The sequence below is a fragment of the Streptomyces enissocaesilis genome (genome assembly GCF_039533765.1).
Lineage (GTDB): Bacteria > Actinomycetota > Actinomycetes > Streptomycetales > Streptomycetaceae > Streptomyces > Streptomyces enissocaesilis.
Genome location: NZ_BAAAUD010000056.1, coordinates 168,507 through 191,519, shown reverse-complemented (window position 1 = coordinate 191,519; position 23,013 = coordinate 168,507). Strand labels below are relative to the sequence as shown.

General features: G+C 70.9%; 18 protein-coding genes. 7 read left to right on the top strand and 11 right to left on the bottom strand.

The features are described 5' to 3' along the window. The first annotated feature begins 382 nt into the window (after positions 1 to 382). The 7 genes from ABD374_RS29505 (at position 383) to ABD374_RS29475 (ending at position 8,381) form a co-directional block, all read left to right on the top strand. Positions 383 to 3,286, top strand: coding sequence for a toxin glutamine deamidase domain-containing protein (locus ABD374_RS29505; RefSeq protein WP_344499298.1), 2,904 nt, complete (start codon positions 383 to 385; stop codon positions 3,284 to 3,286). A 47-nt stretch (positions 3,287 to 3,333) separates the two neighbouring features. Beyond that, the gene (locus tag ABD374_RS29500; protein ID WP_344499296.1) at positions 3,334 to 4,140 is read left to right on the top strand and encodes an immunity 49 family protein; all 807 of its coding nucleotides are present in this window, start codon (positions 3,334 to 3,336) and stop codon (positions 4,138 to 4,140) included. 103 nt (positions 4,141 to 4,243) lie between these two features. Then, positions 4,244 to 5,092 carry an immunity 49 family protein gene (locus ABD374_RS29495; protein ID WP_344499294.1) on the top strand — a complete coding sequence of 283 codons (849 nt, stop codon included), beginning with the start codon at positions 4,244 to 4,246 and terminating at the stop codon, positions 5,090 to 5,092. 35 nt (positions 5,093 to 5,127) lie between these two features. Then, a complete protein-coding gene (locus tag ABD374_RS29490; protein WP_344499292.1) occupies positions 5,128 to 5,454 on the top strand; it encodes a hypothetical protein in 327 nt (108 codons plus the stop codon). A gap of 37 nt (positions 5,455 to 5,491) precedes the next feature. Further along, the gene (locus tag ABD374_RS29485) at positions 5,492 to 7,411 is read left to right on the top strand and encodes an ATP-binding protein (RefSeq protein WP_344499290.1); all 1,920 of its coding nucleotides are present in this window, start codon (positions 5,492 to 5,494) and stop codon (positions 7,409 to 7,411) included. Between the two features lie 162 nt (positions 7,412 to 7,573). Next, positions 7,574 to 7,936 carry a hypothetical protein gene (locus tag ABD374_RS29480; RefSeq protein ID WP_344499288.1) on the top strand — a complete coding sequence of 121 codons (363 nt, stop codon included), beginning with the start codon at positions 7,574 to 7,576 and terminating at the stop codon, positions 7,934 to 7,936. Continuing rightward, on the top strand, positions 7,923 to 8,381 hold the full coding sequence (locus ABD374_RS29475) for a CBS domain-containing protein (RefSeq protein ID WP_344499286.1): 459 nt from the start codon (positions 7,923 to 7,925) through the stop codon (positions 8,379 to 8,381). Before ABD374_RS29480 ends, ABD374_RS29475 begins: the two co-directional genes overlap by 14 nt. Positions 8,382 to 8,921: 540 nt before the next feature. Here ABD374_RS29475 and ABD374_RS29470 read toward each other — a convergent pair. The 11 genes from ABD374_RS29470 to ABD374_RS29420 all read right to left on the bottom strand — a co-directional run bounded on the left by ABD374_RS29470 (position 8,922) and on the right by ABD374_RS29420 (position 22,943). Then, complete coding sequence (locus tag ABD374_RS29470; RefSeq protein WP_344499284.1) at positions 8,922 to 9,989, bottom strand: AraC family ligand binding domain-containing protein; 1,068 nt, start codon at positions 9,987 to 9,989, stop codon at positions 8,922 to 8,924. 118 nt (positions 9,990 to 10,107) lie between these two features. Next, positions 10,108 to 11,049 (bottom strand): hypothetical protein, encoded by a 942-nt coding sequence (locus ABD374_RS29465; RefSeq protein WP_344499282.1) that lies wholly within the window; start codon positions 11,047 to 11,049, stop codon positions 10,108 to 10,110. A gap of 141 nt (positions 11,050 to 11,190) precedes the next feature. Next, positions 11,191 to 12,684, bottom strand: coding sequence for an APC family permease (locus ABD374_RS29460; RefSeq protein WP_344499280.1), 1,494 nt, complete (start codon positions 12,682 to 12,684; stop codon positions 11,191 to 11,193). A gap of 206 nt (positions 12,685 to 12,890) precedes the next feature. Then, positions 12,891 to 14,150 carry an outer membrane protein assembly factor BamB family protein gene (locus ABD374_RS29455; RefSeq protein ID WP_344499278.1) on the bottom strand — a complete coding sequence of 420 codons (1,260 nt, stop codon included), beginning with the start codon at positions 14,148 to 14,150 and terminating at the stop codon, positions 12,891 to 12,893. Between the two features lie 278 nt (positions 14,151 to 14,428). Then, the gene (locus ABD374_RS29450; protein WP_344499276.1) at positions 14,429 to 15,667 is read right to left on the bottom strand and encodes a glycoside hydrolase family 6 protein; all 1,239 of its coding nucleotides are present in this window, start codon (positions 15,665 to 15,667) and stop codon (positions 14,429 to 14,431) included. Positions 15,668 to 15,729: 62 nt separating this feature from the next. Beyond that, positions 15,730 to 16,122 carry a DUF2809 domain-containing protein gene (locus ABD374_RS29445; RefSeq protein WP_344499274.1) on the bottom strand — a complete coding sequence of 131 codons (393 nt, stop codon included), beginning with the start codon at positions 16,120 to 16,122 and terminating at the stop codon, positions 15,730 to 15,732. A gap of 27 nt (positions 16,123 to 16,149) precedes the next feature. Then, positions 16,150 to 17,301 (bottom strand): XdhC family protein, encoded by a 1,152-nt coding sequence (locus ABD374_RS29440; RefSeq protein ID WP_344499272.1) that lies wholly within the window; start codon positions 17,299 to 17,301, stop codon positions 16,150 to 16,152. A 40-nt stretch (positions 17,302 to 17,341) separates the two neighbouring features. Then, positions 17,342 to 18,808 (bottom strand): NCS2 family permease, encoded by a 1,467-nt coding sequence (locus tag ABD374_RS29435; protein WP_344499271.1) that lies wholly within the window; start codon positions 18,806 to 18,808, stop codon positions 17,342 to 17,344. A gap of 257 nt (positions 18,809 to 19,065) precedes the next feature. Beyond that, positions 19,066 to 21,450, bottom strand: coding sequence for a xanthine dehydrogenase family protein molybdopterin-binding subunit (locus tag ABD374_RS29430; protein ID WP_344499269.1), 2,385 nt, complete (start codon positions 21,448 to 21,450; stop codon positions 19,066 to 19,068). A 3-nt stretch (positions 21,451 to 21,453) separates the two neighbouring features. Beyond that, a complete protein-coding gene (locus ABD374_RS29425) occupies positions 21,454 to 22,050 on the bottom strand; it encodes a (2Fe-2S)-binding protein (protein ID WP_344499267.1) in 597 nt (198 codons plus the stop codon). Between the two features lie 2 nt (positions 22,051 to 22,052). Beyond that, positions 22,053 to 22,943, bottom strand: a complete 891-nt coding sequence (locus ABD374_RS29420) for an FAD binding domain-containing protein (protein ID WP_344499265.1) — start codon at positions 22,941 to 22,943, stop codon at positions 22,053 to 22,055. Between the last annotated feature and the right edge of the window lie 70 nt (positions 22,944 to 23,013).

The following is a 23,013-nucleotide window of genomic DNA, read 5'->3' as shown; positions in this document are numbered from 1 at the left end:
GAACCCGGCCTCCACGCCCAACGCGAGCCGCCCCGAACCAACCACCCCGAGCCAGGACCCCAGGCAGCCGGCCCCATCCAGAACCACGGCGCCGCAGGCAACCCCGACCCCAACGGCAACGCCGGGCACGGCGAACACACCCGTCTCCGGCTCCCCCGGGCGTACCCCCGACCGGGCACCAGCCCCGGCCACCAACACCCCGAACACATCGCAACCGGCTACGGGCAACGCCCCCACACGACCTCACCAGCCGTCCGGCGACACGCCCAACATCCCCAACACGCCTCAGCAGCCCAGCAGCACCAACCCCGGCACACCGACGAACACCCCGAACCAGCAGCAACAGCAACCACCTCAGGCAACGGCGGTACCGCTCCACACCGTGGCCCCCGGCCCGAACGCCCCCGCCCAGGCGTCGAGCCCCACCCCGCCCGGCCCGCAGGCACCGGGCTCGCCACAGGCCGATCCCGGCGCACCCGACAAGCCGGAGTCGCAGACGGACAGCCTCGAGGACATTCGCGACGACCTGGACCACTACCCGGGAGGGCTGACGGAGCCCGACCCCCAGGACCAGCAACTGCTGGCGAACGCCGTGCCGAAGAACCCCGACGGCACCCCCCAGCGGTTCCCCGACCCGTTCGGCCCCTGGAGCCAGCTCCAGAACGACGGCGGCAACGAGGTACCGGGACGCAGCAACAACTGCGCCGACTGCTCCCGGTCCTTCCTGGAGACCTGGTACGGAAACCCCCAGGTCTCCGCCCCGCGCACCCTCGACACCGACGAGAACGGAAACCTCGACCCCTGGTCCCCCGAAAGCAATGCGAACGAGAACCAGATCCGCTGGGCCGGCGCCCCCCACACCTACGCGGGCACCGGCGACGACCCTGATACTCCGCTACGTATCGCGTGGGACCTCCATCAGGCCGGACACGGGGCGGCAGCCATCGTCCAGGTCGACTGGCCGGGCGGCGGCGGCCACGCGTTCAACGCCGTCAACCACCACGGCACCATCATCTGGATCGACCCCCAGAGCGGCGAGGTCAGCCACGATCCGCTCCACATCGACAGCGCGGCGCGTGTCTGGCACATCCCCCTGGATGCGGACGGAAACCCGATTCATCCGGCGGAGACGGACACCGGCGACTCCCAGAATCAGAACGACGGGTCCCAGGCGGAGAACTCCGAGAACGCGGAGAACCCCGACAGCGACGGGCAACCGGACAACACCACGCAGAACGACGCCTCGGGCGGCCCCTCGAAGCAACAGACCAACAGCGACGAGCCGGGCATCGGATCCCCCTCCACAGCGGATGTCACGACACCGGACGCGGACGCTTCCCACACCTCGAATACGCCCCAGTCAGCGATGGCCGAACCGAGCACAGCACCTGGCCCGGACCCGAGCCCGGCGAACAGCAAGACCGGTAACGAGGACGGTCAGACACCCCAGCTCCCCAGCACGCCCGATGGCGGCCAGACACTCCCGCACCACGACAACTCGACGCAACCGCGGCAGTCGCAGACCCCGGATTCGGCCACCGAACAGAACCGGCCGTCCCCCTCCGAGACACCCGACACCAGGGACCAGCAGTCACACCCGGATGCCCCGACGCGCCCCGACGCGCGGGGTGGGACGCCCGACCGGGAATCCCAGCCACCGACCCACGCCACGCCCGACAGCACCGGCAGGACCACTCCGGACAACGAGTCGACACCCACCCGGACTGCAGCCGGCACCCCGGGCACCAGCCCGGCACACGAGACTCCCAGCGATCCCACGACCAGGCGGGACACGCCTCAGCAGACCACCACGCCCTCGGACCCGCGTACGTCCATCCCGCATCCGCAGACGTCAGAACCACGCACCACAACCCACCACCGGGACAACCCCACGCAGCAGAAGCCGGAGACCAGCGAGCGGCCCGACGGCCGACGGCCGAACACACCGCCGCGAGCGGACCATGCACGCCCTGACCGGCCAAGTCCCGACCAGGCGCGTCCGGACCACCCGGAAGAGTCACCCTCGGTAGTTCCGGGCGAGAACCAGCCCGACGCCCCGGATCCGACACGGCCCGATGATCCGAACCAGTCGACGGCCGACAACCGTCGCGACCGCCCGAGCAGTATGGACAAGGACTCGGTGGTCCCTGCACGGGAGAGCCTCCCTGCCGGAAAGACCGCAGACGCGTCCAGCTACCTCAAGGACTCCACTCGCGGCAAGAATGCGCTGTACGGCCCCATTGCCGAAGAGATCAGCAGAGACACCACCAGGCCCGATCCGGACAGCACCATCCCGCCCCGTAGACCCGCGGACCCCGCCGCTCGCAGCGAGGACGACCGGGCTTTCATCCGCAGGATGGTCGACTTCGCCAACGAGAGCAGGGCGAACCGCGTGCTGTACTGGCGCAAGGACGGCCAGCGCAACAGCCTGAACGACAAGGTCGACGGCCGCGAGCTTCCGCAACTCAAGCGGGACCCGAATCATCCCGACGACCCCGACAGATTCATCGCGGTCAGCGATGTCCCGCCTCCGGTCCAGCCCGACTACATGCCTACTGAGACCCACCCAGTGGTCCGCCGGGACAGGGACGTCGGCATTGAAGAACATCACCTTGCCCATCTCGACGCCGCTACCACCGACCGTGAGTGGACACTCGCGGCCGATCGGATCACCAGAGCCGCAAAAGAGAAGGCAGAAGCCGATCACGGCAGGGATTCAGAAGAATTCAAGCGGGCGAAGGCCATCTATGCAGACACCCACGACGCAGTGGGGAAGGGCGGTGAGGCCCACGGAGAATACGCAGCGCACCACCATGCGATGGCGAGCGAGCATCCCGAATACGAGCTCGTCGATGTTCCACATACCGGTAGCGGTAGTGACCAGTTCGACCAGATCTATGAACACAGAGACAAACCGGGTCATTACATCGTGGTCGAGGCGAAGGCTCCGGCCGCCGACCTTCAGCCGCGCAAGGGGCACTCAGGCAGGCGAGTAATGCAGGGAACCCGGGAGTATTTCGAAACCATCATTATCGCGATGCAAGACGGGACCCCCGAGCAGGAAGACATTGCGAACAAGCTGGAGGAGGCGTACGCCGAGGGAAATGTGCAGTACGTAAAGGTGCAATCCAGGGTCGAGGACGACACACCGGATGCAGATCCGGAGAGCAGCGGGGAGCCACCAGAGGGCAGTTCAGGTGCCGAGGGAGCACCCGGGGCCAAGAGGTACGGTGGCTTCACCATGAAGTACTTCAACATCCGGAAACCTGAACAGGGACAGGCATGACAGTACAAGTACCCCGCCATGACATCCCGTCCGATCGCGTCCGCAGCGTGGAGTCGCTCATACAGCAGACCGAGGAGCGCATCGGCCGCCTGGAGGGAAACGCCTACACGTTCAACTTGGCGCTGAACAATTCAGTCAGGGTTGCCCAGGCGCACTGCGCCCTCGATCCGGATGCAGCGAGGATCGAGACATGGGAGGCGTGGGTCGCGGCCATGCAGATCGGATCCGCCCTTTTCCAGTCGGCCACTTCGACCGAGCCCACGGTGACCTGCCGCATCAACGGCAAAATGCGAACTATTCCCTCCACCGGCCCCACCTCCCACGCCGATGCGGGGAACTGGCTCACCGCTTTCCATCTCGCCGCGATCTGCCGGGAACACGACCGGCTGACCCAGCTCAGCAACGTCCCGATCTCTCTGCTGCGTGAATCGGGTGCGGTATACGACGAGTACATCTATGACTGGGTCGACACCCTGCAGACGTACTGGAAGCAAGGCCCGGATCTCGGCGACAAACTGGTGGCCGCAGTCGACGGCACGGCGCCCGAGCGGCTGCAGATCGTCGACCGAAGCACCATGCTGAGGTTCCTCTACCCACCCATCAACCTCCTCTACCGCCTGATCCGTGGAGAGGCCGACCGGTACAACGCCGAACTGGTCAAGGCACTGGAGTGGCACAAGGAGTACTGGACGGAAAACGAGGCGAGCGCGGCCAAGGCCACCGGCCTGGTCGCCATCGGCCCCCTAGCAATCACCTGCCTCGCACTGGACGCCGGCTTCACCATTGACGTCGAGTCGGGTTACCTTCCCAAGTACCTTCTGCAGGCAAGCCGGGTGGGCGACCTGCAGACCTGAGGGGCTGCTTAGAGCCTTCGCTGCCCGTGCCGAGCTCGCCGCACCGGCTCGATATCACCACCGGACGAGGAGAGCCGCTCCGCGGAAGCGGAGAAGGAAAGCGATGCAGATGGAGATTCCGCGACATGACTTCCCGACACGAAATGCAGCGTCGGTCCTGGACTCCAGGGGCGGAGACTTCTGGCAGGACGTCGAGGCCCTGCAGGACGAACCCTCGTGGTTCTCGAATGCCCTGGCTTCCGGTGTTCAGCTTTGGGGCCTGCGCTGTGCCGTGGACCCGGAGTCCGACAGGTTCGAGACGTGGGAAGCCTGCGTCACCGCCATGCAGGTCGGCTCCGCCCTCTTCGCGTCGGCCCAGGCCACGACTGACGGCATCGAGTGCCGTATCGGTCACAAGACGCACACCATCCGCGCCGGCGCCCTGCCCCGCGCCCACGCCGGTAACTGGCTCACCGCCTTCTGGCTCGCCTGCGTCTGCCGCGAGAAGAAACGGATGATGGCCGGGCTGTGCCGGTTCCCGGTCTCACGGCTGCGGGAAGCCGACGGGATTTTCGATGCGTACATCTACGACTGGGTGAGAGCGTTGCAGGCCTATTGGCTCAACGGCGACAAGCTGGTTGCCGCGGTGGACGGGATCGACCCCGACGCCCTGGGGCACGCGCCGCATGACGGCGTCCTGCAGATCATGTATCCCCCGATGAACCTCCTGAGCCAGCTGGCACACGGTGACCAGGACGCGTTCAACGCCGAACTGGCCAAGGCACTGGAGTGGCGCAAGGGCTACTGGGCCCGCGATGAGGACCGCGAACTGAACGCGCAGGGTTTTGTCGCCCTGGGACCGCTGGCCGTTGCCTGTCTCACCGTACAGGCCGGCTTCACCATCAGCGTCGAGTCCGAGTACCTCCCCGAGCGCCTGCTCGACGGCAGCCGGGTCAACGAATTCCCCACGTGACCGACCACACCGACCGAGCAGCAGAGAGGAAGCCCATGGCTCAGGACACCTCCACCCCAGCACCACAAGGTCCGCCCACCTCCCCGGACCAAGCCATCCACATTGTCCGCAGCCGCTACGCCCAGCCCAAGCTCCCGGACGGCACCCCCGCCGAACTCCGCGTCCACGAGTTCGACATCGGCTACCTGGTGTACGCCGTCTTCCCGCCCCGCATCGACACAGCGGGAGGCCCACAGCCCTCCCCACCGGGCGGCGCCAAGATCGTGGTGTCGAAGGAGACCGGCGATTGCGTCACCGTCCCCAACTACCCCACGGAGAAAGCCATCGCCCTCTACCGCAGGAACCTCGAACGCAACGCCTGACCTCCACCCGTTACCCGGCACACACGAGGACACACCCATGACTGCCCCAACCGACGGTTACGCGCCGCATCCCCACATCGGCGGCCGCGTCGCCGTACTGCGCGCTCTCGCCGCCTGGCGGATGGAGTGGCCCGGTGCGCCGCGCGTGGTCGTCCTCACCGGCAGCCCCGGCAGCGGGTGTTCGCACCTGCTCACCGGGTTTCTGATGCTGTGCGATCCGGAGTTCCGCAAGCGGCTGCCGCTGGACGAGATGGACCCCTCGACCGTGCCGCCCGAACTGCCCGCGCCCGCTGTGCCCAGCGCCGAGGGGCTGACCGCCGCGCAGGTCCTGTGGCTGCTCGCCGATCACTACGAGCTGACCGCCACCGGCACCGAGGAGGTGTACGCCGAACTGGCCGCCCTCGGCCACCCCGTGACCGTCGTCGTGCCGGACGTCGACCGGGCCGGACCGGTGCGGGCCGCGGGTGAGCCCGCCCGGCTCGTACGCGAGGTGCTCAAGCCACTCGCCGCCACCGAGACCGTCCGGCTGCTCGTCGACGTGCCGCGTCCGCTCGCCGCCGAGCTGGCCGACGGCCTGCCGTACGGCGCGGTGCAGATCATCGATCTCGACGCACCGGAGTGGGCCGACCCCCAAGGGCTCGTCCTGCACGCGGAAGCGGCGCTCAGCCCCCTCTTCGGGGCGCCGGAGCTGCCGTTCACCACCGACCCCGCCGCGCGCCGCGCTCTCGCCGAGGCGATCGGGCGCCGGGCCGGGACCAGCCCGCTGGTCGTACAACTGGCCGTGCACAGCATCCTCATGGCACCCGGGGGCTTCGACCCCGCCGAGGAGCAGTACATACCCAGCTCCGTCGGTGAGGCCCTCGACCTGCATGCCCGTCGGCTCGGTGCCGACCCGCAGAACCTGCGGATGGTCCTGGCGCCTCCGGCCCTCGCCGAGGGGAGCGGGTTCCCGGTGGAGATGTGGGCCCGGCTCGCGAGCGCGGTCGCCGGGCGGGACATGAGTCAGACCGTCGCCGGCGCGACGACACTTGCGGGGCCGTTCGTCCAGCCCGAGGAGATGGACGGCGAGGACGGACGTACGCTGCTTCGGCTGCTGCATCCGGCCCTCGGTGACGAGATCCGCGCCGGCCTGGCGGACCTGCGCGCCGCCCAGTCACAGATCGCCATGGCGCTGCTCGAAACGGTGCCGGAACAGGACTGGGGCAAGGCCGACCCGTACGTACGCGATCACATCGCCGGGCACACCCTCGAAGCCGGACTGCTCCCCCAGCTCCTCACCGATCCCGGGCTGTTCATACACGCCCACCCGGTGCCGCTGCGCACAGCCGTCGAGACCGTACCGATCGACGCGCTTGGGGCGCCCGCCCGCACGTATCTGCGCACCGCCCCGCTGCTGACCCGCACCCAGGCACCCGCCGCGCTGCGCGCCGCCCTGCTGGAGACCGCCTTCGCCGAGGACGGGCTGCCCCAGTACTCCGAGGCCGTGCACCGGCTCGACTTCGACCTGCCCTGGCAAACCCTGTGGAACCTGCCGGTCCCCGGCATCAGCGCCGTGACCGTCGGCAGCCTCCCCCGCACGGACGGGCCGGCCACCCCCGTCGCCGTCCTCGGCGTACCCGCGAGCACACCCGGCGCACGCGCCCTCGACGCGTCCGGCCGTACCGCGATCCTCGTCCACCACCTCCTACAGCCGACGCCTCTCGTCGAAGCCGCCCCCCAGCAGATCCTGCGGCCCTCCGAAGACGAGCGCGTCGCCGCCCCGCTCGCACTGAGCCGCGGCGCCGACTACGTACGAGTCCGGGACCGGGCCAGCAAGCAGGTCGTGGCCGTGCTGGTCTCCGGCACCCCCTTCACCGGTGCCGACCTCTCTCCCGACGGCGTGCTTGTGGTCGCAACCGAACGCGGGGCCAAGGCCCTGCGGATCCGCCGTTCGCCGGCCTCGACTACAGCCTCGTAGCCGACCACGGCCGACGGCCCGGTCCGGCACCTTCCTGACGCCACCCCCACCTGTCGGATACGTCCCGATATCATATAGGGGACGTGTAAGGTTCCCCGCGGTGTGCCGGGAAGCCTGGTCGGCGGTCTTGAGAGAGCTCTCTTTGCCGATCGGGGTCCAGTCATGGTTCTCATTGCCGTCTTCGGAGTCGCACCGCTCGTCGCCGTGCCGCTCTCCGGGCTCGCCGCCCGTACGCTCCTTCCGGCCCGCTCCACCGCGGACAGCGACATCCTCGTGCGCACCGCGGTCCCGGCACTGTCCGTGTCCGTGTCGCTGTTCGCGGCGTTGTTCGCCGACGGCAGGCACGTCTCGTTCCCCAGGCTTGGCGAGTACGGGAAGAACCCGGCCCGCGCCCCGGGGCCGGGCATACCGCTCGCCTCCGTGGTACGGCCCTGCTCACACACTGCCCCGCCGGTCCCGGCCGGACGGTCCTCGTTCCTGTCAGACGTCCACCCCAGCAAGGAGAACGGCCATGCTCGCACGTGATCTCGCGGAGGCTTATCCCTCCGTGTCGACCGACGCCGACGCGGTGGACGCGGCCCGGCTGCTCTCCGAGCACAAGCTGCCCGCGCTGCTCGTGATCGACGCCGACCACCGGCCGTACGCCATCGTGCCGGGCTCCCAGCTCATCAAGCAGCTGGTGCCCGACTACGTGCTGGAAGACCCGCTGCTCGCCACCGTGATCGACGACCGGCACCTCGACGAGGTCATGGAGCGGATGGCCGGGCTGACGGTCGCCGAATGGCTGCCGCGGCGCGGTTACACGCCACCGGTGGTCGGTCCCGACGCCGGTGCGCTGCAGGTGGCGGCGCTCATGGCCCGTACGCACAGCCCGCTGGTCGCCGTGATCGAGCGCGAGAGCGACGAGGTGCGCCTGCTGGGCGCCATCACGGCCGCCTGCCTGATGACCCACATCGTCGGAGCGTCGTGAACGGCCGGCAGAGCCGGGCGGCGCTCGCCGTCTTCGCCGGCCCGTACCCCCTGGTCGTCAGCGGGAAGTCGTGCCGCGTGGCCGCCGCCCGGTGGCGGCGGCGCGTTGATGGCACGGGCAGGCGGCCCGCTGGTCCCGGTGGCGGAGAGGCCCCGGGAGGGGACGTGGCCGTTCGGCGTGATCACGGCCTCGCACCCGCTGCACGAGCTTCTCGGCTCGGCAGCGGTCTCCGGTGGCGAGACCCGTCGCCCGTGGTCCCGCCCGGCAGCGGGTACCCGTCTCGCCGCCGGTCACGGTGATGACCTCGCCCACGGTGAAGCTCGAATCGGCGTCCGGGGCGAGGTACACGCAGGTGGGCACGATCTCTTCCGGCGACGTTGAGGACGGTCCAGGCGGGGCCGGGGTTCATGTGTGCGCCGGTGGTCCGCTGACGGTTCCGGTCCTGCATGGCGCCTCCTTCGCGGCGTGCCCTCCGGGACACCGGCCGTCGGCAACGATCTTGACGTTCCGTCAGATTTCCGGGCGGAGGGCGGCGGGGCCTCAGGGAGAAGGCAGGGGCGTGCCGCACCGGCCGCAGTACCGGTCGCCGCGCTCCGGCGCGAGACGGCCGCAGTCGGGGCAGACCCGGCCCGGCAGACAGGCCGCCTCGCCGCCCTCCTCCGCCACGGGAGGCGCGGGGGGCGCGGGCGGGGCCTTGCGGATGGTGAGCCCCGGGCGGCGGCGGTGAACCGTGAGGTAGAGCAGGCCGTCGGGGCCCGCCGAGACGGCGCGCCGGGCGCCGTGCGGCAGCCATGCCACGGCCCCCGGTGCGAGTTCGTGCCGTGCGCCGCCGCATTCCAGTCGGCCGGCGCCCTGGGCCACGTACACCAGGACGTCCAGGTCGGGCTCGACGTGCGGAGCGACGTGGGCGCGGGGCGCCAGGCGGATCACATTCGCGTCCAGCTGCCGGCCGTTCTCGCCCAGGCGCCACAGTGCACCACCTCGGTGGGCGGGCGCACTGCCGGCCAGTGCCGCCAACCGGGCGAGGACACCGGGCCCTTGCGTGCTGACTCGCGCTTGCGCCGCCTCCTCGTTCCCTTCGGCTGTGACCTCCCGCAACCAGGACCGTTCCGCGTGGTCGGCGGCCCGGGCGACGGCGAGCATCGCGCGACGGTACGGGTCGTCCGTGCCGTCGGTGCCAGAACCGGCGCCGGAACCGGCATCGGTTCCGTAGGAGAAGTTCCCCGGCTGTTCCAGGAATTCCAGCCGCCGACGCAGCACCGCGTGGCGGTCGCCGGGGTCGGGGAGCCGGGAGAGGAACGCCAGGATCGTGAAGTACCGGGCGCTGTCGCTGATGTCCAGGTCGTCGGGGGCCCGGAGGCGCCGCAGCAGCTCGGCGCGACCGGTGCTGGTCAGGCTCAGAACGTGCTGCCGGGCGGCCACGGCGCCCGGATCGGGCCGCCGGTCCAGCAGGCCGGCCCCGACGAGGTGGTCGATCACCGGGCAGAGGCTGCCGTCGCCGGCCGGCCCCGGTCGGAAGTGGCTGGACAGACGCGTCGTGCGGCGGCGCAGCTCATCTCCGCGCAGTGGCCCGTCGGCCAGGGATCCCAGGATCGCGAGCTCCAGCATGCCGCCACCTTGGCACATCGGAACGGGGCGCCTCGAACCGAGACGCGCCCCGCTACGAGTGGGATTCGCACTTCCTGCGTTCCGGGGCCGCCTGTTCCTCGTAGCGTAGGCGGAGCAGTCAGGCCAGTACCTTGTCCCGCCAGCGGACGAACAGGCCCTGCGCGTCACCGCTGTACGACCACGGGATCCGCGTGGCCCGGTTGTCCAGGAGCCGGAAGACGCCGGCGGCCTCCTCCTCCATCCCCGCGTGGACCAGGCCGTGCGCCAGGTGGTTGAGGTCGGCGACGTCCTGTGCGTACGGAACGGTGCGGCGGGCGATCCACTTCTCCAGGGCCGTGCGCAGGTCCCAGCGCGCCCGCTCCCCGTTCCAGTGGAAGGTGATCCCGATCGCCGACCTGCCCTCGGCCTCCGTCCGGAAGCGGTACTGCTCCGCCCGCGCGACCTGCGGCAGAATCGCCAGCGGCGAGCCGGCCGGGGCGTAGGAAGCGGCCTCCCAGGCGAAGTTGTCCGCCTCTCCGTGCGAGCCGTGCCAGCGGGCGGAGAGGTAGCGCAGCGCCTGGTGGTGCCCTTCCCGGTGGTACAGGTCCCGGTCGCGGAGCTCCTTCCACCAGTGGCCCATGTTCGGGTCCCCGCCTTCGTACAGCCGGCCGAGCGCCACCAGGGAGACCCAGGGGTGCGGGTCCGCCGGGGCGAGGTCGGACGCCTGGAGGCAGAAGCGGGCCGCCCGGTCCAGGCTGTCCCGTCCGGGCGTCGCACCGGCGCGCGCACCGGCGAACATCCGCATCACCTCGGTCTCCGCGCGCAGTACGGCCGCGTCCGGGTCGGCGGGGTCGGATGCCTGCCAGACGTCGACGGTGCGCCGGTTCGCCGCCGCGTCGGCGAGCAGGCGCAGGCGGTGCGCGCGCCGGTCCCAGTCGTCGCGGGGATGCTCGGCGAGCAGATCGCGGGCGCCCTCCCAGCGGCCCATCACCATGTCCTGGCAGCCCTCGGCGAGGGCCCGGTCACCGAACGTCTGGTCGTAGAGCGGTGCTCCGGAACGGCGGCGCAGCCAGGCTGCCATGGGCGGGGTTCCCCTCTGGGCGGTTGCGGATACGGAGACGGGTGCGAGTACGGGTGCGAGTACGGGTACGGATACAGGTGCGGCTGAGGCGGGCCGGACGGCGGAGCGTACGGCGGGTCCGATGCCTGGTCGGAAGCAGGGTCAGAAGTCGGTGAGGATCTCGTCCCGCCGACGCGCGGCCACGGGCGCCGGTTCCGCCCCCGGACCTCCGTGGAACTCGTCCACCGCGTCCGCCCGCTCGGGGTCCAGCGGCCTGGGCCGGTAGTACGAGCTGCCCCGGGACCAGGACAGGGACATCGGCACCAGACCGAGGGCCAGCGCGCCGAGACCGATGGTGAGGGCGCCGGCGCTCAGCTCCGGGAGCGACCTGGCGAAGATCCAGACCATGAAGAGCGCTCCGCCGAGCGGCCACAGCCCGATGAAGACCAGATTGCCCACCGACTTCAGCAGCACCCTGCGGTGGGCGACGACGGCCGAGAGCCCGGCGAGGGCGTAGTAGAACGCGATGTGCAGACCGATCCCGCTGACGGCGTCGGTGACGAACCGCGCGCCGGAGCCCACCGACGCGGAGACGAGGATGAGCAGCAGCGCGACGAGCGCCACGGTGACCGTGGCCACCCAGGGCGTCTGCCACTCCCGGTGCGTGCGGGCGAACACGGCGGGAACGGTCCGGTCGCGCCCCATCGCGAAGAGCGTGCGGGTGGCCTGGAGGAGGGTGGTCTCCAGCGTGGCGATCATGGACAGCACCACGGCCAGGACGAGCAGCCGCCCGCCCCAGCCCGGCCAGACGGCCTCGCCGAGCACGGAGAGGAAGCCCCCGGGGTTGTCCCGTATCGCGTCCGCGCCGATGAGGATGTTGGCGGCGATGGTGAAGACCACGAAGACGACCAGGGACACCAGTACGCCGATCAGCCCGCCCAGGCCGAAGGTGCGGCGGCTGTTGCGGGTCTCCTCGCTGAGGTTGCTGGTCACGTCCCAGCCCCAGTAGCCGACCCCGGCGATGAGGGCGCCCGCCACGAAGGTGTGCGACTCGTCGAAGTGGCTGAAGCCGAACCAGGAGAGCGAGAAGTCGGCGGCGTTCCCGTCCTTGGTCAGCGCGACGACGGCGAAGGTCAGGAGCAGCCCGAGCTGCGTACCGGTGAGAACGGTCCTGGCGTGCGGGCTGATCCGGGCGCCGAGGGCGGCCACGGCCGCCATGAGCAGGAACCAGCCGACACCCACGGCGGTGGCCAGAGAGGTGCGTCCGGCCAGTTCGGGGTCGATGAGGGCGAGCGTCGCCCTGCCCGCGGGCAGGGTGGCCGAGACGAGGAAGACGGTGGTGGCGACGACCAGCGCCCAGCCGCTCAGGAAGCCGAGGAAGGGGTGGATCGCGCGGGCCGCCCAGGCGTAGGTCGCTCCGGCGTTGACCTCGAGCCGTCCCAGGTGCCGGAAGGCCAGCGCGATGCCGATCATCGGGATCGCGCAGTACAGGAGCACCGCCGGACCGGCGACACCGACGGCGAGTACGAGCGCGGGGATCGTCGCCGCGACGGTGTAGGCCGGGCCGCAGCCTGCGACCGCCATGACGACGGAGTCGAACGTGCCCAGGGCGCCGGCCCGCAGGCCGCCCCCTTGGGAGCCGGGCCTCTTGCTCAACGGTTGCGCCTTTCCGGTGACGTACGTGAAATGCCTGCCTCGGGCAGGAGACAGATCTTGCACTGGGTAACCGGTTCAACACAAGAGTTTCACTACGGATTCTTTTGATTGGAGTGACCCGAGGGGCGCGTATCCTCCCTGTCATTCAGGACCAGCTACGGATTTCGTTGCATCGGACCACTCTGTCAATAACAGAGGGTCTGCGGTCAGCTCGCGTAGCCGGCGAGCGCCCCGTTCGCGACGGGCACGAAGAGGCGTCCCTTCGCGGTGGCCAGGCCCGGGACGACCCACCCGGTGCCGTCGTCCTCACCGTTCCAGAACCCGGACGGCGCGTCGCCCGGCGCGAGACGCAGGGACCAGACGACCCGCCCGTCGGACGCCCTGAGCACCCGCAGCCAGTCCCCGCCGGTCGCATAGACGTGGCCGGCGGCGACCAGCCGCACGCCGATGCCCCCGCTGGTGCCCCGGTAGGTCCACAGCGTCCTGTTCGTGCGGGTGTCGACGGCGCGCACCACGCCGTCCTTCGCGACGAACAGGCGGTTGCCCGCGTACGCCGGAGTCCCGTCGGCGGCCATGGCGGGCCCCGGCTCACCGGTGGCCCGGTCCACGCCGGTCAGCGTCCCGTCGGGGGACGGACCGCGCATCCACAGCCTGCCTCCGCCGAGCACCGCGGGACTGCCGCTGGAGCCGCTGCGGCCCGGCGGCTTGACGTAGTGGCGCAGGGTGCGTCCCGTGGCGCGGTCGAGCAGGTAGTACTCGACGTCGTCGAAGACGACCCAGACGCCCTGTCCGTTCACCGCGACCGGAACCTGGCCCACATTGGCCAGCGGAGTCCTCCACAGGATGTGCCCGTCGCTCGCGCGTACCGCCATCGCCGTACTCGCGTGGGCCGAGTGCGTGTAGAGCACGCCCCTGTACCAGACCGGCGGGTAGTGGAACCAGTGGCTGCCGGGGGCGTTCAGCCGGACCGACCAGCGCCGGGCCCCGGTCGCCGGGTCCCAGGCGGTGAGGACGCCGTCCATGGTCTGCGTGTAGACAAGCCCGCCGCCGTAGGAGAGCGAGGCGCCCGGCCGGTCGGTGAGGTGCTTGGCGGACCACAGGTTCCTGCCGGTCCGGGCGTCGAGCCCGACCAGCCGCATGCGCGGGCCGCCCTCGTCGCCCTGGTCCGCGTTGACGACGGCGAAGAGCCGGTCGCCGACGGCGACGGGCGCGGAGACGGCGCTGCCCAGGTCGCGCGACCACAGCTTGCGGTAGGGCGGCGTGGCGGTGGCTCCGGCGACGGCGCTGCTGCGAGCGGGGTCCACCCGGTAGCCGAGGGTGGCGTCCGTGGTCTCGGCGGCGGTGGCGGTACGTCCGGGCGGAGCGGTGGCGGCCTGGGGCGCGACGCCGGGCGCGGCCAGCAGAGCGGCGAGGGCGACGGCCGCGGTGACCGAGGATCTGAGGCGTGCGGAAGGCCTGTGGCGCATGATTCCCCCTGGGAACACAGCCGCCTCCGTGGCGGCTTCCGCTGCGCTGGTACCCGCTGCTCCCGGGGCCATACCCGTCCGCCCACGGGATCACGTGGAGCGCTCCCCCAAGTGGCTTTGTTACACGGGCAGTTCACAACCGCCCCCCCCCGGACGGGAAATCAACTTCCCGCTTGCGGCGCGCACTTGGGGCGACGCACCGCCGCCCTTCTCGTACGTCGCGAGAAGGGCGGCGGCGGCGCCCACGCGGCCGAGGGCGTCCCCCCGCGGCCGCTTTCTCAGCGCGGCATGATGGCCGGGTCGGCGAGCCGTACCAGTTCCAGTGCCTGCTCGGGGAACCAGAGCCCCGCCTTCGGGGCGACCGTACGGCGCTCGGGGTCCTGCGGGCCGGCCGTACCGCGCAGGCACTCGCCGTCCGACTCCCCCGGTGTCTTGATCCACAGATTGGCGTCGTTCAGCGGGTCCCCGGTGCGGGTGGTGGGGCGGGCGCCGAGACCGCGTCCCGGCGGGTTGCACCAGTCCTGCGCGTCGCTGTACTTCCCGGCGGGCGGGGTCCACGGCCCCTGTCCGTTGCGGCTGGTGTCGGTGATGAAGTGCTTCATGCGGGCCGGGTCGGGGGCGCCCGCATGCCGGTCGAGCCAGCTCTGGGCGTCGGCCCGCGACCACGACTGGCTGGGGCAGTCGGACGCCTTGCCGCCCTTGTCGACGTGGGCCAGGCAGGAGGAGATGAGCTTGCCGTACCAGGCGTTGGCGCTGTCGGTGCTGTAGTTGGCGACGTTCACGGAGAAGCCCGCGGCACGTGCCACACCGCCCTTGATCAGCCGGGGCACGATGCTGTCCACGGTGTGCCAGGACGGGTGCCCGGCGTCGATGTAGACCTTGGTGCGGGGCAGCGCGGCGAGGGTGGTGACGGCGTCGGTGATCTGGGCGTAGCGCGCTGCCGTTCTGACCTCCCTCGCCTCCTTGGTGTCCCCCGGGACGCCGTCGGGGCAGTCGGAGGGCACCAGGGCGAGCGCGTCGGGTTCGAGGACGACGAGCGCGCGGTCGTCGCCGATGCCTTTCGCCACGCCGCCGATCCACTCCCGGTACTCGGCGCTGTCGCGCAGGCCGCCCGCCGAGTACAGCGAGCAGTCGCGGCCCGGGACCTGGTAGAGCACCAGCGTGGGCGTCGCCTTGTCCCGGGCGGCGTCGCGGACGACGTCGCGCGTCTCGTCCCTGACCTCCTCCGGGGTACGGCCGGCCAGCCAGACCGCGTGCGGGGTGCGGGCCATGGCCCGGAGCCCGGCGGCCTCGCGCGACCGCTTGTCGCGGTCCAGTTCGCCGGCCTGGCGGTACGCCGCCGGGTTGGCCTCGGGGGTGTACAGACGGGTGGCGGCGGGGTCGTCCGGGGTGGCCGGGTCGTCGGACGCGCCGGCGGACAGCGCGCCCAGGAACAGCGCCGCTGCCAGGCCGGTCAGGGTGAGGGGTACTGCGGTCAGGACGGTCGGGGAGGGGAGGGCGGGTCTTCTGCTGTGCACGGAGTCGCTCCTGGCTCGCGAGAGGGGGGACAGGGAGCGTTCCCACGCCTCACATCACGACATCACGACGCGTGGCGCGGGCCGCTCGGCCGGGGCACCACGGTGCGTATGAGCAGGAGGAGGCCCGCGCCGACGGCGTACCGGAGCAGGTCGGGCGCGCCGGAGGCCGAGCCGGGCAGCAGCCGGGCGGCCGTGCCGCGTGCGGCCGGCTCCTCGGGTACGCCGGTGAGCTGGGCGCACTCGACCGCCCAGCCGACCCCCGGCGCGACGGCGGCGGCCACCGACGGGCGGGGCGCGGGCGCGAGGGGGCACAGGGGGACGGTGGAGAGCGCCTCCCCCGCGTACGCGGCGAGGCCGCCGTCCGCCACGGCCCGGATGCCGGGCCCCGCGCACAGGACCAGGCCCGCGGCCACGGGCACGCGGGTCCGGCCCCGGGTCCGGCGGAGATCATTCACGCCGGACACTGTACGTCCGTACCACGGTCAGGCGACGGAACGTGTCCGCCCGGCCGGTTGCCGGGGACCCTCGTGGTGGATCGGGGTGTGCGCGCCGGTGAGCGACACGCCGCTGCCGCCGCGCCGGGACGCGACGATCTCCGCGGCGATGGACAGGGCGGTCTCCTCGGGCGTACGGGCGCCGAGGTCGAGGCCGATGGGACTGCGCAGGCGGGCCAGTTCGAGCTCGGTGACGCCGACCTCGCGCAGCCGCCTGTTGCGGTCCTCGTGGGTGCGGCGGGAGCCCATCGCGCCGACGTACGCGACCGGCAGGCGCAGCGCCAGTTCCAGCAGCGGTACGTCGAACTTGGCGTCGTGGGTGAGGACGCAGAGCACCGTACGGCCGTCGGTCCCGGTCGACTCCAGGTAGCGGTGCGGCCACTCGACGACGATCTCGTCGGCCTCGGGGAAGCGCGTGGCGGTGGCGAAGACGGGCCGGGCGTCGCACACGGTCACGTGGTAGTTCAGGAACTTGCCGATGCGCACCAGCGCGGCGGCGAAGTCGATGGCGCCGAAGACGATCATGCGGGGGGCCGGGACGCTCGACTCGACGAGGAGGGTCAGCGGCCGGCCGCAGCGCGAGCCGTCCTCGCCGATGAGAACGGTGCCGGTGCGTCCGGCGTCGAGCATGGCGCGCGCCTCGTCCGCCGCCGTACGGTCCAGCTCCGGGTGCCCGCCGAGCACGCCGTCGTACGAACCGTCGGGGCGGACGAGCAGGGCGCGGCCCATCACGTCGGCCGGCCCGTCGGTGATCCGCGCGACCGCCGCCGCATCCCCACGTGCGGCGGTGGCCAGCGCTGCCGCGAACACCTCCCTGTCGGGAGAGTCCGCGCGTACCGGGGTGACGAGGATGTCGATCACGCCGCCGCAGGTCAGACCCACGGCGAACGCGTCCTCGTCGCTGTAGCCGAAGCTCTCCAGGACGGTCTCGCCGTCCTGGAGGGCCTGTTGGCACAGTTCGTACACCGCGCCCTCCACACACCCGCCGGAGACAGAACCGACCGCCGTGCCCTCGGAGTCGACCGCGAGGGCCGCTCCGGGCTCCCGGGGCGAGCTGCCGTGGGTCGCCACGACCGTGGCGACGGCGAAGTCGCGTCCCTGCTCGACCCACCGGTTGAGCTCCTCGGCGATGTCCAGCATGACTGTCTCCTTACGGGGTGTGGAGGACGGGCCCGGGTGTCTAACCCACACCCAGCCAGGACTCGATGGGATGGATGGCGAAGTACACGACGAAGATCGCGGTCAGGCCCCACATGAAGGCGCCCACTTCGCGCGCCTTGCCCTGCGCGATCTTGATGACGACCCAGGAGATGACACCGGCGGCCACACCCGTGGTGATGGTGTACGTGAAGGGCATCAGGACCACGGTGAGGAACACCGGGATCGCGGTGGCCCGGTCGCTCCAGTCCACGTGCTTGGCGTTCTGCATCATCATCGCGCCGATGACGACCAGGGCCGCGGAGGCGACCTCGGCGGGGACGATCGCGGTGAGCGGGGTGAAGAAGAGGCAGACGGCGAAGAATCCGCCGGTGACGACCGACGAGAGACCCGTACGGGCGCCCTCACCGACACCGGTCGCCGACTCCACGAACACGGTCTGGCCGGAGGCGCCGAGGCCACCGCCGATCACACCGCCCGCGCCGTCGATGAACAGCGCCTTGGAGAGGCCCGGCATCCGGCCCTTGTCGTCGGCGAGCTTGGCCTCGGTGCCCACACCGATGATGGTGGCCATGGCGTCGAAGAAGCCGGCCAGCACCAGGGTGAAGACGATCATGGTGACGGTGATGTAGCCGACTTCCCCGAACCCGCTGAAGGACACTTCACCGAAGAGGGAGAAGTCCGGTGCGGAGACCGCGCTGCCGCTCAGCTCCGGCGGGCTCGAGGACCACGCCTTGCTCGGGATGCCGGCGACCGCGTTGAGGACCACCGCGAGCACGGTGCCCACGACGATGCCGATGAGGATGGCGCCGGGGACGTGGCGGGCCTGCAGCGCGAAGATCAGCAGCAGGGTGACGGCGAAGATCAGGACGGGCCAGCCGGCCAGTTCGCCCTCCGGGCCGAGGACCACGGGGCCGCCGCCCAGGAAGGGGTTCTTGTGGACGAAGCCGGCCTTCACCAGGCCGATCAGCGCGATGAAGAGGCCGATTCCCATGGTGATGCCGTGCTTGAGCGCGAGGGGGATCGCGTTCATGATCAGCTCGCGGAGGCCGGTGAGCACCAGAAGGCAGATCACCAGGCCGTAGGCCACGCACATGGCCATGGCCTGCGGCCAGGTCATCACCTGGATGACCTGCGAGGCGAGTACGCCGGAGACGCTGAGGCCAGCCGCGAGGGCGAGCGGGACCTTGCCCCAGAAGCCCATGAGCAGGGTGGTCACGGCGGCCGCGATCACGGTCGCGGTGATGAGGGCCGGCTTGTCGAGGCTGTTGCCGGCCACGTCCTTGCCGCTGAGGATCAGCGGGTTGAGCAGGAGGATGTACGCCATCGCCATGAAGGTGGTGATGCCGCCGCGAACCTCGTTCGCGACCGTCGATCCTCTGTCGGTTATGTGGAAGTACCGGTCGAGCCATGATCTGCCGGCGGGCTGGCGCGTTCCCGCGCCGGCATCCTCCGCCGTGGTCGTCGGCTCTGCGGACTGCTGGGTCATGATGCCTGTCTCCCAAGGTTCAAAGGGGCACCCGCATGGAGATTGGAAACGCGGGATTTGGGATGCTGCGAGGGCTGCACGACCCGGGGGACGGCCCGAGACGAACTGGGGCAAAACCGTCTGAGCGGGAAAACGGGTACTGCGAGGACCGCGAGCGGTGCGGCACTTGGGGACCCCGGGCGGTGTCAGGCGGGGAAGTGTGACGTTCCTTGGAGGCACGGCACCGCCCGGGGAGCTTTTCGGCGGAACTCAGGTGATCAGGTGCCCGTCAGGTGCTCGGGGCGCACCGGCGTCCTGTTGAGTTCCAGACCCGTCGCGTTGCGGATCGCCGCGAGGACGGCCGGGGTCGAGGAGAGGGTCGGGGCCTCACCGATGCCACGCAGACCGTAGGGCGCGTGTTCGTCGGCGAGTTCGAGCACGTCGACGGGGATCGTCGGCGTGTCGAGGATGGTGGGGATCAGGTAGTCCGTGAAGGAGGGGTTGCGCACCTTCGCGGTCTTCGGGTCGACGATGATCTCCTCCATGACCGCGACGCCCAGGCCCTGGGTGGTGCCACCCTGGATCTGGCCGACCACGGACAGCGGGTTGAGCGCCTTGCCGACGTCCTGCGCGCAGGCCAGCTCGATGACCTTGACCAGGCCGAGCTCGGTGTCCACCTCGACGACCGCGCGGTGCGCGGCGAACGAGTACTGGACGTGGCCGTTGCCCTGACCCGTGCGCAGGTCGAACGCCTCGGTGGGCCGGTGGCGCCACTCCAGCTCCAGGTCGACCGCCTCGCCCTCGAGCACGTCGACCAGGTCGGCCAGCACCTCGCCGCCCTCGGTGACGACCTTGCCGCCTTCGAGCAGCAGCTCGGCCGTCGCCCAGGCCGGGTGGTACGAGCCGAACTTGGCCCGCCCGATCTCCAGGACCTTCTCGCGGACGTTCTCGCAGGTGTTCTTGACCGCGCCACCCGTGACGTACGTCTGGCGGGACGCGGACGTGGAGCCCGCCGAACCGACCTGGGTGTCCGCCGGGTGGATCGTCACCTGCGCGACACCGAGCTCGGTACGGGCGATCTGGGCGTGGACGGTGACACCGCCCTGGCCGACCTCCGCCATCGCGGTGTGCACGGTCGCGACCGGCTCGCCGTTGATGACCTCCATCCGCACGCGGGCGGTGGAGTAGTCGTCGAAGCCCTCGGAGAAGCCGACGTTCTTGATGCCGACCGCGTAGCCGACACCCCGTACGACACCTTCGCCGTGCGTGGTGTTCGACAGACCGCCGGGCAGGGCGCGTACGTCGGCCTGCTCGCCGGCCGCCAGCCACTGCTGCTCGGGCGGCATCGGCATGGCCTTGACGCGGCGCAGCAGCTCGGCGACGGGCGCCGGGGAGTCGCACGGCTGGCCGGTCGGCAGGAGCGTGCCCTGCTCCATGGCGTTCATCCGGCGGAACTCCACCGGGTCCATGTCCAGCTTCGCCGCGAGCTTGTCCATCTGCGCCTCGTACGCGAAGCACGCCTGCACCGCGCCGAAGCCGCGCATGGCGCCGCAGGGCGGGTTGTTGGTGTAGAGCGCGATCGCCTCGATGTCGACGTCTTCGATGACGTACGGGCCGGCGGAGAGGGACGACGCGTTGCCGACGACCGCCGGGGAGGCCGACGCGTAGGCACCGCCGTCCAGGACGATCCGGCATTTCATGTGCGTGAGCTTGCCGTCCTTGGTCGCGCCGTGCTCGTACCAGAGCTTCGCCGGGTGGCGGTGGACGTGGCCGAAGAAGGACTCGAAGCGGTTGTAGACGATCTTGACCGGCTTGCCCGTACGGAGGGCGAGGAGGCAGGCGTGGATCTGCATCGAGATGTCCTCGCGGCCGCCGAAGGCACCGCCGACGCCGGAGAGTGTCATGCGGACCTTCTCCTCGGGCAGGCCGAGGACGGGGGCGATCTGCTTGAGGTCCGAGTGCAGCCACTGGGTGGCGACGTACAGGTCGACGCCGCCGTCCTCGCCGGGTACGGCCATGCCGGACTCGGGGCCGAGGAACGCCTGGTCCTGCATGCCGAAGACGTACTCGCCGGAGACGATGACGTCCGCGCGCTTGGCGGCCTCGTCGGCGTTGCCGCGGACGATCGGCTGGCGGTGCACGATGTTCGGGTGCGGGACGTGACCGATGTGGTGGTCGTCGCGGCCCTCGTGGATCAGCAGCGCGTCGGGCGCGGTCGCCGACGCCTCGTCGGTGATGACGGGGAGCTCGACGTAGTCGATCTTGATCTTGGCGGCGGCGCGGCGGGCCGTCTCCGGGTGGTCGGCGGCGACGATGGCCACCGGCTCGCCGTGGTGGCGGACCTTGCCGTGGGCGAGGACCGGGGTGTCCTGGATCTCCAGGCCGTAGTTCTTCACCTCGGTGGGCAGGTCGTCGTACGTCAGCACCGCGTAGACGCCGGGCATGGCGAGCGCCTCGGACGTGTCGATCGACCGGATCTCGGCGTGCGCGGTGGTGGAGCGCAGCGTGTGGCCCCAGAGCATGTCCTCGTGCCACATGTCGGAGGAGTACGCGAACTCGCCCGTGACCTTGAGGGTGCCGTCGGGGCGGAGTGTGGACTCGCCGATGCCGCCCTTGGTCTTCGTGCCCTGGTTGATGCTGGTGGGGGTACCTGTGACGCCCATGGATCAGACCCCGCTTTCCTGGCGGTCCTGGCGAGCGGCGGCGAGGCGCACCGCGTCCAGGATCTTCTCGTAACCGGTGCAGCGGCACAGGTTGCCCGAGAGCGCCTCGCGGATGTCCGCGTCGGACGGCTCGGCGTTGCGCTCGAGGAGTTCGTCGGCGGCGACCAGCAGACCCGGGGTGCAGAAACCGCACTGCACGGCGCCGGCGTCGATGAACGCCTGCTGGATCGGAGCGAGCTCCTCGCCCTCACCAGTCTGCGAGTCCGTTCCCTTGGCCTGCCACCGCTGGGCCGCCTGGAGCGACGTACCGCCGCCACCGCAGGCGCCCGTCGCGCAGCCCTCTTCGCGCTGCTTGGCGAAGTCGGCGAGGCCCTCGACCGTGACGACCTCGCGGCCCTCGACCTGGCCGGCGGCGACGAGGCACGCACAGACGGGGACGCCGTCGAGGCGGACCGTACAGGAGCCGCACTCGCCCTGCTCGCACGCGTTCTTGGAGCCCGGCAGGCCCATGCGCTCACGCAGGACGTAGAGCAGGCTCTCGCCCTCCCAGACGTCGTCGGCTTCCTGCTTACGGCCGTTGACCGTGAAATTCACGCGCATTGCTATGCAGCTCCTTCAAGCGTGCGGGCGGTGCCGCGGTACTGCTCCCAGGTCCAGCCCAGCGTGCGGCGGGCCATGATGCCGACCGCGTGGCGGCGGTACTTCGCGGTGCCGCGCACGTCGTCGATCGGGTTGCAGGCGCCGGAGGCCAGCTCCGCGAACTGCTTGGCGACCGACGGGGTGATGATCTTGCCGCTCTCCCAGAAACCGCCCTCTTCGAGCGCGGCGTTCAGGAAGTCCTCGGCGGCGCGGGCCCGCAGCGGGGTGGGGGCGGCCGAACCGATGCCGGTCTTCACCGTGCGGGTCTCGGGGTGCAGCGCGATACCGAACGCGCAGACCGCGATGACCATGGCGTTGCGGGTGCCGACCTTGGAGAACTGCTGCGGCCCGTCGGCCTTCTTGATGTGGACGCGCTTGATCAGCTCGTCCGGCTCCAGCGCGTTGCGCTTCACACCCGTGTAGAACTCCTCGACCGGGATGAGGCGCGTACCGCGCACCGACTCGGCCTCGACCTCGGCGCCCGCCGACAGCAGGGCCGGGTGCGAGTCACCGGCGGGGGAGGCGGCGCCGAGGTTTCCGCCGACCGAGCCGCGGTTGCGGATCTGGGGCGATCCGACGGTGTGAGCGGCGAGCGCGAGGCCCGGCAGTTCCGCCCGCAGGTGGTCCATGATCCGGGTGTACGGGACGGAGGCACCGAGCTGTACGGTCTCCTCGCCCACCTCCCACTCGCGCAGTTCGCCGATGCGGTTCAGGTCCAGGAGGTACTCGGGGCGGCGGTGGTCGAAGTTGATCTCGACCATGACATCGGTGCCGCCCGCGATGGGCACAGCCGTGGGGTGCTCGGCCTTGGCGGCGAGCGCCTCCTCCCAGCTGGCGGGGCGAAGGAAGTCCATGAGGCTCTCTTCTTCTCAATCGGGTGGTTCGCGTATCGCTGGGGCTGGAGACGGCCAACCGCCTGCTGTC

Excerpts from the sequence above, each read along its gene's own strand:
- ABD374_RS29435 (WP_344499271.1), bottom strand. The coding sequence starts at position 18,808 with ATGACCCAGCAGTCCGCAGAGCCGACGACCACGGCGGAGGATGCCGGC.
- ABD374_RS29495 (WP_344499294.1), top strand. The coding sequence starts at position 4,244 with ATGCAGATGGAGATTCCGCGACATGACTTCCCGACACGAAATGCAGCG.
- ABD374_RS29490 (WP_344499292.1), top strand. The coding sequence starts at position 5,128 with ATGGCTCAGGACACCTCCACCCCAGCACCACAAGGTCCGCCCACCTCC.
- ABD374_RS29430 (WP_344499269.1), bottom strand. The coding sequence starts at position 21,450 with ATGGGCGTCACAGGTACCCCCACCAGCATCAACCAGGGCACGAAGACC.
- ABD374_RS29485 (WP_344499290.1), top strand. The coding sequence starts at position 5,492 with ATGACTGCCCCAACCGACGGTTACGCGCCGCATCCCCACATCGGCGGC.
- ABD374_RS29455 (WP_344499278.1), bottom strand. The coding sequence starts at position 14,150 with ATGCGCCACAGGCCTTCCGCACGCCTCAGATCCTCGGTCACCGCGGCC.
- ABD374_RS29470 (WP_344499284.1), bottom strand. The coding sequence starts at position 9,989 with ATGCTGGAGCTCGCGATCCTGGGATCCCTGGCCGACGGGCCACTGCGC.
- ABD374_RS29475 (WP_344499286.1), top strand. The coding sequence starts at position 7,923 with ATGCTCGCACGTGATCTCGCGGAGGCTTATCCCTCCGTGTCGACCGAC.
- ABD374_RS29425 (WP_344499267.1), bottom strand. The coding sequence starts at position 22,050 with ATGCGCGTGAATTTCACGGTCAACGGCCGTAAGCAGGAAGCCGACGAC.
- ABD374_RS29480 (WP_344499288.1), top strand. The coding sequence starts at position 7,574 with ATGGTTCTCATTGCCGTCTTCGGAGTCGCACCGCTCGTCGCCGTGCCG.
- ABD374_RS29420 (WP_344499265.1), bottom strand. The coding sequence starts at position 22,943 with ATGGACTTCCTTCGCCCCGCCAGCTGGGAGGAGGCGCTCGCCGCCAAG.
- ABD374_RS29440 (WP_344499272.1), bottom strand. The coding sequence starts at position 17,301 with ATGCTGGACATCGCCGAGGAGCTCAACCGGTGGGTCGAGCAGGGACGC.
- ABD374_RS29465 (WP_344499282.1), bottom strand. The coding sequence starts at position 11,049 with ATGGCAGCCTGGCTGCGCCGCCGTTCCGGAGCACCGCTCTACGACCAG.